This window comes from Bartonella sp. MM73XJBT, assembly GCF_028618465.1.
Lineage (GTDB): Bacteria > Pseudomonadota > Alphaproteobacteria > Rhizobiales > Rhizobiaceae > Bartonella.
Genome location: NZ_JAQISY010000010.1, coordinates 48324 through 60912, shown reverse-complemented (window position 1 = coordinate 60912; position 12589 = coordinate 48324). Strand labels below are relative to the sequence as shown.

At 37.9% G+C, this 12589-nt stretch carries 11 protein-coding genes and 3 tRNA genes; 3 read left to right on the top strand and 11 right to left on the bottom strand.

Features of this window, described 5'->3' with window-relative positions:
- The 3 genes from PVV69_RS05150 to PVV69_RS05140 all read right to left on the bottom strand — a co-directional run.
- Positions 1 to 127: GTP-binding protein (locus PVV69_RS05150; protein WP_234924853.1), on the bottom strand; the 127-nt coding region annotated here is incomplete at its 3' end.
- A gap of 183 nt (positions 128 to 310) precedes the next feature.
- Positions 311 to 384, bottom strand: a tRNA-Gly gene (locus PVV69_RS05145).
- Between the two features lie 34 nt (positions 385 to 418).
- Positions 419 to 502: transfer RNA gene (locus PVV69_RS05140), tRNA-Tyr, on the bottom strand.
- Positions 503 to 707: 205 nt separating this feature from the next.
- Here PVV69_RS05140 and PVV69_RS05135 point away from each other — a divergent pair.
- The gene (locus tag PVV69_RS05135) at positions 708 to 1538 is read left to right on the top strand and encodes an RNA methyltransferase (protein WP_273756716.1); all 831 of its coding nucleotides are present in this window, start codon (positions 708 to 710) and stop codon (positions 1536 to 1538) included.
- Here the strand turns inward: PVV69_RS05135 and PVV69_RS05130 are convergent.
- From PVV69_RS05130 to gatB, 4 genes are all read right to left on the bottom strand, one after another.
- On the bottom strand, positions 1528 to 2268 hold the full coding sequence (locus tag PVV69_RS05130) for a rhomboid family intramembrane serine protease (RefSeq protein WP_273756715.1): 741 nt from the start codon (positions 2266 to 2268) through the stop codon (positions 1528 to 1530). The two genes, PVV69_RS05135 and PVV69_RS05130, sit on opposite strands and share 11 nt — an antisense overlap.
- A gap of 530 nt (positions 2269 to 2798) precedes the next feature.
- Positions 2799 to 3224, bottom strand: coding sequence for a DUF2155 domain-containing protein (locus tag PVV69_RS05125; protein WP_273720850.1), 426 nt, complete (start codon positions 3222 to 3224; stop codon positions 2799 to 2801).
- A gap of 79 nt (positions 3225 to 3303) precedes the next feature.
- Entirely contained in the window at positions 3304 to 3702 is a 399-nt protein-coding gene (locus PVV69_RS05120; protein WP_273756714.1) for an NADH:ubiquinone oxidoreductase subunit NDUFA12, read from the bottom strand.
- A 143-nt stretch (positions 3703 to 3845) separates the two neighbouring features.
- Positions 3846 to 5345: an Asp-tRNA(Asn)/Glu-tRNA(Gln) amidotransferase subunit GatB gene (gene gatB, locus PVV69_RS05115; protein WP_273756713.1), complete on the bottom strand. Its 1500-nt coding sequence runs from the start codon at positions 5343 to 5345 to the stop codon at positions 3846 to 3848.
- On the opposite strand from gatB, the gene PVV69_RS10045 reads away from it, so the two are divergent.
- A complete protein-coding gene (locus PVV69_RS10045) occupies positions 5283 to 5417 on the top strand; it encodes a hypothetical protein (RefSeq protein ID WP_404978371.1) in 135 nt (44 codons plus the stop codon). The genes gatB and PVV69_RS10045 overlap by 63 nt on opposite strands.
- 56 nt (positions 5418 to 5473) lie before the next feature.
- On the opposite strand, the gene tig is transcribed toward PVV69_RS10045, so the two are convergent.
- Positions 5474 to 6901, bottom strand: coding sequence for a trigger factor (tig, locus tag PVV69_RS05110; protein ID WP_273756712.1), 1428 nt, complete (start codon positions 6899 to 6901; stop codon positions 5474 to 5476).
- A 135-nt stretch (positions 6902 to 7036) separates the two neighbouring features.
- Positions 7037 to 7119, bottom strand: a tRNA-Leu gene (locus PVV69_RS05105).
- A gap of 167 nt (positions 7120 to 7286) precedes the next feature.
- Between PVV69_RS05105 and trmFO the strand changes: the two genes are divergently transcribed.
- A complete protein-coding gene (gene trmFO, locus PVV69_RS05100; protein WP_273756711.1) occupies positions 7287 to 8681 on the top strand; it encodes a methylenetetrahydrofolate--tRNA-(uracil(54)-C(5))-methyltransferase (FADH(2)-oxidizing) TrmFO in 1395 nt (464 codons plus the stop codon).
- Positions 8682 to 9611: 930 nt separating this feature from the next.
- On the opposite strand, the gene PVV69_RS05095 is transcribed toward trmFO, so the two are convergent.
- Positions 9612 to 9890, bottom strand: a complete 279-nt coding sequence (locus tag PVV69_RS05095; RefSeq protein ID WP_273720842.1) for an HU family DNA-binding protein — start codon at positions 9888 to 9890, stop codon at positions 9612 to 9614.
- A 230-nt stretch (positions 9891 to 10120) separates the two neighbouring features.
- Entirely contained in the window at positions 10121 to 12544 is a 2424-nt protein-coding gene (gene lon / locus PVV69_RS05090) for an endopeptidase La (RefSeq protein ID WP_273720841.1), read from the bottom strand.
- Between the last annotated feature and the right edge of the window lie 45 nt (positions 12545 to 12589).

Genomic DNA, 12589 nt, shown 5'->3' with positions numbered 1-12589 from the left:
CATAGGCTTTAAATTCACCAAAATATTTCGTAATCGCTGCTGTCAACGAGGTCTTCCCATGATCAACGTGACCAATCGTTCCTATATTAACATGCGGTTTCGTGCGTTCAAACTTGCTCTTTGCCATCGTTATTAATCTCTTGTTCTGTTCTCTTGTTTTATTGCACCTAAAAACAGTCCTGTAGAACTGAAGTAAACCGGATTACTATCTCAGCCCAACCATTACAACTCCCAAGATGAATAACCCAACCCACTTATGATCGAGAGGATATTTCTATTATACTCACGAGCCTCATCATTAGCAACTGTTTGGAGCGGGTAGCGGGAATCGAACCCGCGTATTCAGCTTGGAAGGCTGCTGCTCTACCATTGAGCTATACCCGCATAACCTACAACATACCAACTCTCCTTCGATGAATGGTGGAGGGGGTTGGATTCGAACCAACGTAGCATACGCAACGGATTTACAGTCCGCCCCCTTTAACCACTCGGGCACCCCTCCATTCCATCGGCAAGTTGCGCGATAAGACATCACGACAACCAAAATTTGACACCATTCAATTCAAATAGGTTGCGGGGCGGTTATGACGATTACGAACGTCTCTGTCAACAGAATAAATACAATTCTGTACAAATTTCCTGCTAATAATTTTTAAATCACAACTTTTTTCTATCTATTTTTCTCCTTAAAACGCTATAAAGAAGCTATGAAACAAAAAATATCGAAAAATTCTCATTATGCTCGTTTACGTCGCCAATATCGCGATGCAAAGGGCTTCTCTTCTCGATCTACCATACGCCCCAAAAAGGAAGCGGCTCCCTTGCAACAAGGAACAATTCGTCTTTATGGTATCCACGCTGTTCAATCCGCTTTAAAAAATCCAAAAAGAGTTTTTAGCTCTCTCTATGCTACAGCTAATGCCTTAAAACGATTAAATATACCCGAATCACAATTACCTTGTCCTGTTACATTATACACCCCCAAACAACTCGATACCCTCGTAGGAAGTGATGCAGTTCATCAAGGTGTTGTTGTAGAAACTATGCCCCTCAAACCATGTCAATTGTCTGAATTAACCAATACCGATCTTGTCGTTGTAATGGATCAAATTACCGATCCCCATAATGTTGGTGCTATTATGCGCTCTGCAGTTGCCTTTAAAGCTGGTGCACTTATCACAACTTGTCGCCACTCCCCCCAAGAAAGTGGTGTTCTTGCTAAAGCCGCCTCTGGAGCTTTAGAGCTCATTCACTATATCTCCGTAGGAAACCTCGCCGAAGCGATTCAAGAACTCCATAATGCAGGATTTATCAGCTTTGGTCTTGATTCCGAAGGTGAATATTCTCTAGAAACTGCATTAACTGGGGAAAAAATTGCTCTTATTTTAGGCGCAGAGGGAAAAGGTTTACGCAAAAAAACACGTGAAACCGTCTGCGCGTTAACACGCCTTGATATGCCTGGGAATATTAAATCATTAAATGTTTCAAACGCTGCAACAATAGCGCTTTACGCAGCTCATAAATATCTTAGATCGTAGTTTTTAATCTTTTCCACGAAGTATCAAAAAAACCAATCAACAAAAAACCTGAAAAAAAACCGCCAATATGCGCTTCCCATGCGATTTTAACACCATCTTCTTTAAAGAGAATAGAGGAAATGCCTATGATAAAATCAACACTTAACCATATACTGACAAAAACAAGTACCCTTTTTGAACACAAAGCTTTTTTTATAGACAATAAAGGACTTAAAAATCTTTTATTCTGCATACTACCCCTCAAAGAATTTCGAAAAAAATCGTAACGTACAAAAGCACCCATCATTCCACATACTGCACCCGATGCCCCAACCAGTGATATTTCACTCTCTTGGTGAAATGCAAAATAAGTCAATACGGCTATAATCGCTGTTAATATCCAAAATATTAAAAAACGTAAACTACCCAAATGTCTTACTAAAGGGGTGCCCAAAACCAAAAGCCAAGCCATATTCATAGCAACATGTTGAAAACTACCATGCATGAATGAATAACTCATCATCGTATGGCAAAATGCTAGTGGTTCAGCCTTAAAGAACACTGGTGTGAATGAAAAAAGCTCAAGGCTTTCAATATAGAGTGAGCGAGAAAAAAAATACTGAGGAACAACATAGATACAAAAACAAAATGCAATCAAAACAACTATAATAAATGGGATATTCAATAATGGTTCTTTCGGCTGTTTTGCAAAAAATGATATATCGTTATATTGGTGATTACTATCTCTCATTGTATAAAAGCCCATACTCTCTGGTAAATTGATCGTCCTTTGTACAAGATAAATGTATTAATTTTTATAATAGGGCATTTAAAAAATTAACTTTATTTTTCTACTACATCTAACATACAGATATTTCTGTATAAAAACGCTTGTGTCTTTTACAAAGTATTTTGAAAAAATGAATGTTGAAAATACCATCCACAAAGTCACTGCATTATACTCAACCCAAATGGAAATCATTTTTATTATTCATCTGTTTAATATTTGATTCACTCAAAATAAAAAGGCTCTATTTCCATAGAAAAATCCCATACATTCATGTATGTTTTCTCTGAAGAAGAATGATGCTTTATAGTTTAACTATTTGACAAGGCATATTTTACAAAAACTGTCATAGTTACAAAATAGGTGGTCTGCCTTTAAAACACATCCCCCATCTTTGAGAATCTAACCATTCTCGTCTTTAAAATTACATTTAATTGTTTTAAGATAAGATTATAAAACAAACAAAACCTTCAATATATCATATATACAAAAGATCATTGAATGGAAAGATTCTGAGAATTCTGTTTACAGTCTTTTAACCAAACATCATAGATAGGATGTTCTACAGCATTTAAGCCAGGACTATCTGCAAACATCCATCCTGTAAAAATACGTCGTACCTTTTTATCTAAGGAGATCTCATTAACTTCAATAAAACCAGTTGTACGAGTAGGCTCGTCTTTGGAACTCGTATAACATGCTCGTGGCGTTACTTGCAAAGCACCGTATTGATAAACTTCACCAAGAGAAACTTCAAAACGTGTCGTCTGTCCAGTAATTTTATCAAGACCAGCAAAAACAGCAATGCCATTGCTCATACGTTCTGCCTCTACTCGACAAATTGTGGAAAAGACCACAACAACGCCCATGAAAAAACAACAAAAAAAACGCCTCAATCCCAACCGTAAAAAAAATCTCATCACATCAAATCAATCACATCTAAAAAATTCTCTTCATAAAATAGTGCAAATAAGAAAAATACACACCTACCAAAACATCTTATTTTTTAGGCGACCACGCATCATAATCTTCACGCACACAAAGGCGCTCACCATTGTAAGGAATAGCTCCCTTTGGACGATAAGCTTCACTTGACCCTGTCATATTGGCAACATGAGGCTTTTCCCACTCATATGGACGATAATTCTCCTGTGTTGGTGGACACGCACAACGATGATGAATCCAACCATGCCACCCTGGTGGAATGGTAGACGCTTCAGAATAATCTTTATAAATAACCCAACGGCGCGGATAACCATCCTTATGCATTCCCCCCTCATAATAAACATTCCCAAACTGATCTTCGCCTACCCGCTTACCTTTGCGCCACGTGAAAAAGCGTGTGTTTATGGTATTACCACTCCACCATGTAAAGATCTGCTTCAAAAAAATAGCCATCTTCTCGTCCATTTTTAGTATATTTATGGGATTAACTTGTCATAACACTTAAAATTACTAGATAACTCCATTCGATAAGTGAATTCACATCCCTTAACTATAAAGGTATCATATTTACGGGCTCTCTTCTAGCCCCATAAAACTTAATCTATACCAAGTTTCATTTTAACCAACTCATTAACAGTTTGAGGATTTGCCTTCCCACCTGTTGTTTTCATAACTTGGCCAACAAACCAACCAGCTAAAGCAGGTTTTTGTTTCGCTTGCGCAACTTTATCAGCATTATTGGCAATAATTTCATCTACAGCTCTCTCTATAGCCTTTGTATCTGTCACCTGCTTCATATTGCGTTCTTCCACAATCTGACGCGGATCACCACCTTCATGCCAAATAATTTCAAAAAGATCTTTAGCAATTTTTCCAGAAATCGTTCCTTCTTTAATAAGATCAATAATGCGTCCCAGTTGATCTGGTGATATTGGCGTCTCGTTTATCTCACGATTATCTTTATTTAAAGCACCTAAAAGATCATTAATCACCCAATTTGCAACGGTTTTTGCATCACGCCCATGAGCTACTTTTTCAAAATAATCAGCAATGGACTTTTCTGTGACAAGAATAGAGGCATCATATGCGGTCAATCCCATCACCTTGATAAAACGTGCTTTTATATCATCAGGCAATTCAGGCAACTCAGCTGCCAAAGAATCCACAAACGCTTGATCAAATTCTAACGGTAAAAGATCAGGATCAGGAAAATAACGATAGTCATGCGCTTCTTCCTTTGAACGCATAGATCGCGTCTCACCTTTCGTTGCATCAAAAAGTCGCGTTTCTTGGTCTATGACACCACCATCTTCTAAAATGGCAATTTGACGACGTGCTTCATACTCAATTGCTTGGCCAATAAAGCGGATAGAATTCACATTTTTTATCTCACAGCGTGTTCCAAAACTTTCACCAGGACGACGAACAGACACATTAACATCTGCACGCATAGACCCTTCATCCATATTACCATCGCACGTTCCTAAATAACGAACAATCGTGCGCAATTTTGTCATATAGGACTTGGCCTCATCTGCTGAGCGCATATCTGGTTTAGAGACAATCTCCATAAGAGCAACACCAGCACGGTTAAGATCTACAAAAGACATCGTTGGATGCTGATCATGCATCGACTTTCCTGCATCTTGTTCAAGGTGCAACCGTTCAATCCCAATTTCAACATCTTCAAACTGACCATGTGAATCTGGACCAACAGATATGATAATCTTTCCCTCACCTACAATCGGATAACGAAATTGTGAAATTTGATACCCTTGTGGTAAATCTGGATAAAAGTAATTCTTACGATCAAAAACAGATTTCAAATTAATATGCGCCCTTAATCCTAAACCTGTTCGAACTGCTTGACGAACACATTCCTGATTAAGAACAGGCAACATACCAGGCATAGCAGCATCAATAAGTGATACATGATTGTTTGGCTCTGCACCAAATTTGGTTGATGCACCTGAAAAAAGTTTTGAATCTGAAATAATTTGCGCATGAACTTCCATGCCAATGATAACTTCCCAATTACCTGTAACTCCAGAAATAAAACGTTTAGAATCAGGAGTGCGCGTATCAACGATGCTCATTGCTCATCCATTATCAATATTTTTCAAATATATCTGATGGCTAATCTAAAACCATATCAAGTGCAAGTCTAGAATAGAAATCTTATAAAAAAGCCCGATTTTATCGGGCTTGTTCTGTTCGCAAAATGTTAACTCTTTTTAGGTGCCTTTTTCTTAGCTGAAGCTTTTTCTACAGCTTTTTCTTTCACCGCAGTTTTTTTCTTTGTCGGCTTTTTTTCAGTTAAATCTAACTCATCATATTCCTTCATCAGCTCTTCAACTGTTACTTCTTTATCTATGACTCTTATCCTTGCCAGCAAATGATCAATAACTTTTTCTTCAAAAATTGGGGCGCGCAGATTTGCAACAGCTTCTGGAGTATTACGGAAAAAATCCATAATTTCTTTTTCTTGTCCAGGATATTGACGAACTTGGTCAAAAACTGCCGCTTTTAATTCATCTTCACTTACATTAACACCAACATTCATACCAATTTCAGAAAGTACCAAACCAAGACGAACACGACGCTGTGCAAGCACACGATATTCCTCTCGTGCTTGCTCCTCTGTCACACCTTCATCTTCGAAACTGCGTCCAGCCTTTTTTAAATCGTCATTAACTTGAGCCCATATATTGTTAAATTCAATTTCTAAAAGTCCTTCAGGAATCTCAAAATCATAATCAGCATCTAAAGCATCCAGAATCTGACGCTTAACTTTTTGACGTGTCATTGAACCATATTGGCTTTCAATTTGCCCACGAACAACTTCACGCAAACGTTCCAAAGATTCTAAACCAACCTTTTGTGCTGCTTCATCATCAATTTTTAATTCATCCGATTGGGAAACTGCTTTAACGGTGATATCAAATTCCGCATCCTTACCAGCTAAATGTACTGCACTGTAATTTTCAGGAAATTTCACAGAAATTGTTTTCGTATCGCCTGCTTTTACACCAACCAATTGCTCCTCAAAACCAGGAATAAATTGCTTTGATCCCAGAATCAATTGTGCATCATTATCTGCTCCACCTTCAAATGGAACTCCCTTGAGCTTACCAAGATAATCTATTGTAACACGATCTCCTTCTTCAGCAACACCATCTTTTGGTGAATAATTACGTGTAGAAGAAAGCACACGTTTCACTTGATCATCAATCTCTTGTTCAGGAATAATTGCGATTTCACGAGTAATTTCAATATGCTCAAAGCCCTTAATTTCAAACTTTGGCAAAACTTCATATTTTAAACTAAAAACAAAATCAGCTGTACCATCAAGAATTTTTTCATCTTCATCCATATCAATTTGTGGCTGCATCGCCGAACGTTCACCACGATCAGCTAAAATAGAACGGGGCGCATCGCTAACAATCTCATTGAGAATTTCCGCCATAAAAGACTTACCATACATCTTCCGTAGGTATCCAGCAGGCACCTTACCGGGACGAAAACCATTAAGCTTGATTTTATCCTTGGTATGATCCAACCGTTCATTTAATTTTTCTTCTAAATCTCTCGCCGGAACCACGATCTTAATTTCGCGCTTCAGTCCTTCATTAAGCGTCTCGGTAACCTGCATTAAACAACCTTCATTCTTCTTAAGGAAAGGAATAAATCCTCTCTGATAACAACCACATTCTAACACTTGAGTGTTAAATCAACATGAAGCGGAATTCTAGACACATAGATACCTATAGTGCTCAAAAAATTCCTTTGGTGCGGATGGAGGGACTCGAACCCCCACGGTTTCCCGCCAGAACCTAAATCTGGTGCGTCTACCAATTTCGCCACATCCGCTCAAACTTACAAGCCAGTAACCTTATATAAGCGGCGTTTCTATACCATTAATTCAAGAAAAAAAGCAAATAAATATATTTAAAAATCTCAATACACATCATTCTTAATAAATTGCAGAAACAAAATCTACCCTTTTCATACAGAGTGACTTTCGCTAAAAGCAGGTTATGTTAAAGACATTCAATACTCCAATCCATGTTATCGGTGGTGGTCTTGCAGGCAGTGAAGCAAGTTGGCAAATCGCTCAATCAGGAATCCCCGTTATTTTGCATGAAATGCGGCCGCAAAAAAAAACTGCTGCCCATAAAACCGATCAGCTTGCCGAACTGGTCTGCTCAAATTCATTTCGTTCTGATGATTCCTCCACAAATGCTGTAGGGCTTCTTCATAGCGAAATGCGATTAGCAAAATCTCTGATTATGAAGGCTGCAGATGCCAATAAAGTACCAGCAGGAAGCGCTCTTGCCGTTGACCGTGATGAATTTTCAAAAAACGTTACGTCAGCACTCGAAAATCATCCTCTTATAACAATAGACCGTGAGGAAATTAAAGACTTTCCTGAAGATTGGCAGCATATTATTATTGCAACTGGCCCCCTTACCTCACCAGCACTGGCGCGGGCAATACAAACCATAACCGGAGTAGAAGCGCTTTCTTTTTTTGACGCCATCGCACCCATTATCTATACTGATAGTATCGATTTGGATATTTGTTGGTATCAGTCACGCTATGATAAAATCGGACCTGAAGGAACAGGGAGGGACTACCTTAACTGCCCCCTTAATAAAGAGCAATATGAAGTATTCGTTGAAGCCTTAAACAATGCTGAAAAAACAGAATTCCGCGACTTTGAAAAAACACCCTATTTTGATGGATGTTTGCCGATTGAAGTTATGGCTGAACGTGGACTTGAAACTCTTAGACATGGCCCCATGAAGCCTATGGGATTAACCAATGCCCATAATCCCGCAGTTAAACCTTATGCTGTCGTCCAATTACGCCAAGATAACAAGCTTGGAACCCTTTATAATATGGTCGGCTTTCAAACAAAACTGAAATATAGTGAACAAATTCGCATTTTTAGAATGATCCCCGGTCTTGAAAAAGCAGAGTTTGCACGTCTTGGTGGACTTCACCGTAATACTTATCTTAATTCACCTATCATTCTTGATCAAACCCTTCGCTTAAAACAAAGGCCACAGCTGCGTTTTGCGGGGCAAATCACCGGATGTGAAGGTTATGTAGAATCATCTGCAATAGGGCTTCTTGCTGGGCGTTTTGCCGCTGCTGAATATCACCATAACAGCCCTTATCTGCCGCCATTAACCACAGCATTGGGAGCTCTTTTGAATCATATTACCGGTGGGCACATTGTAGCAGAAGAAACAGAAAGGCAATCCTTTCAACCTATGAATATCAATTTTGGACTTTTTCCCCCTATCGATACTCTTAAGCACTTAGAAAAACGTTTGGTAGGCAAAGAAAAAAAATTAGCAAAAAAACAAGCACTCACTGCTAGAGCCTTAAATGATTGTACTCAATGGTTAGCAGAGAAAAAATAATCCCTTATTATAAAAATATACTCTTATGCTTCCAGCCTGTTAAAAAAAAACTGAGTGGACCTCGGATTCTCGTAGACAAATCATCCTAAAGTGCTTTTATGAAACTCATCTGCTGCAACGAATAAGCAACATGCTTCTTTTATTGTCAGAGTTTTTAAAGATATTTTTATATAAACGAAAACCTTTACTACCGTAAAAAACACAAAATATCTCAATCAGTTGAAGTCTATAACGACATGAAACATGCTACAGTTATAAACGATATCGAACATATAGATACTACGCAATAATGGCTTTTTGATCACTTTACTATACGAACACACTGTAACATACTCGCATAACAAAACGAAAATAATCCTTACAATTTACACAAATCTCCACAGCCAAATATTTTATTGAAAGTATGTAAAGAAAGATATTTTAGGCACATCATACTTTATGCCAAACTTTAAAAAAAGCCCTTCAAAAAGCGACATATTGATTTATAGAGATAATTCGTTGTTCTAGATACTGAATGAGAAAGCAAGATATCCTAAGACTCTCTCATTTCGGATTTGCTTATATTATATTAAATCAATCAAAACTCTTCACTTGCACATCACAAGCGAGATTTAGCGTGTCAATACAAGCTCTTCAAAGATAAGGAATAAAATGCCTGTTATAACACTCTCAAATGCAAAGGCTATCTGGGTGCAAATAAATACATTGATGGTGCCCATAAGTATAAATACGCTAGCCCCCCAAGAGAACTTCACGTTATATCATTTACAAACGTCGTAAAATAAACATAGATGACTTAAAAGACATTTCTTTAAACACGCTCTTTAAAGCAGACACGTGATGTAATTCTTTACGTAAAAAGAAAGGACAGAAAAATTCTAAAGAAAACCTGCTTATAAATAAATCAGGTTCCCTTTAGTATCATTCAAATTATTTTTTATTAACAGCTTCTTTTAGGCTTTTTCCTGCAGAAAACTTAGGTACAGAACGTGCTGGAATATTAATTTCAGCACCAGTGGAAGGATTACGCCCCTTTGTCGCTGCACGATGAGAAACTTCAAAAGAACCAAAGCCCGGAATACGAACATCTCCCCCTGAAGCCAAAGCTTCGGTTACAGAAGCGATAAAAGCATCGATAACAGAACCTGCTTGTGCTTTTGAAACTCCTGCTTTTTCAGCAACTGAGCTAACCAATTCACTTTTATTCATAAAACATTTCCTTTCCCTATATTACCGGATGACACAACTTAACCGTGTCATCGATCAGTTTATTGAAAAGTACAGCAAACAGAAGCCTTATTTTTATCCAAAATATTGTTTTTTTAGCAATAATCACAGTTATTCACGGATTTTTTTACTTTTTTTCAAAATAAAGAGAAAAACACCCCCCAAATACCTTCTGCTGCTTTGAAAATACCGTTGTAAATGAGGTAAATGAATCAGTGTGCAATTTGTATTCCTTCACTCTCGCTCTCTGATCTAACGGGAACAGGTACTGTGGAAGGCTCTGTCCATTCAATAGGTTCAGGAAAACGGACTAAAGCATATTTCAAAACTTCACTCACATGATTTACCGGAATAATCTCCATATTATTTTTGACATCATCAGGAATATCAATCAAATCTTTGGCATTTTCTTCAGGAATAAGTACTTTTTTTATACCTCCTCGAAGAGCTGCGAGTAATTTTTCTTTCAATCCGCCAATCGGTAAAACACGCCCACGCAAAGTAATTTCACCAGTCATTGCAATATCTTTATGTACTGCTATCCCTGTGAGGACTGAAACAATTGCTGTGACCATTGCAATCCCAGCTGATGGACCATCCTTTGGTGTAGCACCCTCAGGAACATGAACATGGATATCGCGTTTATCAAAAAGTGGAGGTTCAATACCAAAATCAACTGCACGAAAACGCACATAAGATGCTGCTGCTGAAATTGATTCTTTCATGATATCACGCAAATTCCCCGTTACAGTCATCTTGCCTTTACCCGACATCATCACCCCTTCAATGGTTAATAGCTCTCCACCAACCTCTGTCCAAGCAAGCCCAGTAACAATACCAATCTGATTTTCTCCTTCAATCTGGTTATAGTGATAACGCTTAACACCCAAGAAATCATCAATATTATCTTCTGTAATCTTTACAGATTTTTGATGCGTTTTAAGAATTTTTGTAACGGATTTACGTGCTACCTTCATTAATTCACGCTCAAGATTACGAACCCCTGCTTCACGTGTATAAAACTGAATAATCGACTTTATTGCACCATCCGATACACTAAACTCTTTTTTAGATAAACAGTGATCTTTTAATGCTTTTGGTAAAAGATGCTGCTTAACAATCTCCATTTTTTCACATTCTGTATAGCCCGCAATACGGATAATTTCCATGCGATCCATTAACGGCCCTGGAATATTAAGTGTATTGGCAGTTGTTATAAACATGACGTCAGAAAGATCATATTCAACTTCCAAATAGTGATCAATAAATGTACCATTTTGTTCAGGATCAAGTACTTCTAACAAAGCTGACGAAGGATCCCCACGAAAATCCTGTCCCATTTTATCAATTTCATCAAGCAAGAAGAGTGGATTAGATTTTTTAGCTTTTTTCATAGACTGAATAATTTTCCCAGGCATAGAGCCAATATATGTCCGGCGATGTCCACGAATTTCTGCTTCATCTCGCACTCCTCCTAATGAAATACGAACATATTCACGCCCCGTTGCTTTTGCAATAGAGCGCGCTAGTGACGTTTTCCCTACACCTGGAGGACCTAGTAAACAAATAATGGGTCCTTTTATTTTTGATGCTCGGCTTTGCACTGCTAAATATTCAACAATGCGTTCTTTCACTTTTTCAAGACCAAAATGCTCATTATTCATAACCTTTTCAGCAAAGTCTAAATTATTCTTAATTTTTGACTTTTTACCCCAAGGCATTGCTAATAACCAATCAAGATAATTACGTACAACTGTTGCCTCCGCAGACATCGGAGACATATTGCGTAATTTTCTGAGTTCGGTCCCAGCTTTTTCGTGCGCTTCCTTAGAGAGTTTTGTCTTTTTGATGCGTTCTTCTAATTCAGAGAGTTCGTCTCGACTATCATCACCTGCTCCTAACTCTTTCTGAATAGCCTTCATCTGCTCATTGAGATAATACTCCCGTTGGTTTTTTTCCATTTGCCGTTTCACATGCGAACGAATACGCTTTTCAACCTGCAAAACAGAAATTTCCCCTTCCATAAAAGAAAGAACACGTTCAAGGCGGTCGCGCACAGGTAATAGCTCTAATATTTTTTGCTTTTCTGAAAGTTTTATCATCAAATGAGAGGCAATCGTATCGGCAAGCTTAGAAGGATTATCAATCTGGCCAATAGCATTGACAACTTCAGGAGAAATTTTTTTATTCAGTTTTACATAATTTTCAAAATACGCAATCACTGATCTTGAAAGAGCTTCAATCTCAACATCATTCTCTCTAGGCTCCTCTGTAACAGTTGCAAAGGCCTGATGATAATCTTCACTCAAAGCAAATTGACTAATTTTTGCACGTGCTGTGCCTTCAACCAAAACTTTTACCGTTCCATCAGGAAGCTTTAAAAGTTGAAGAATATTAGCAAAGGTACCAATATCATAAATATCTTCTGATTTTGGATCATCATCAGAAGCATTTTTTTGTGTAACCAATAGTATCGGTTTATCAACCGCCATCGTTTCTTCAAGAGCACGAATTGATTTTTCTCGGCCCACAAAAAGCGGAACAATCATATGTGGGAAGACAACAATATCACGAAGAGGCAAAACAGCGTAAAACCCTTCTCTTATTTCATCTGTCTTTTCATCAATATATTGCATAATTCTCCTTTCTGGAGCCTATGATCTATCCACTACACAAGCCCA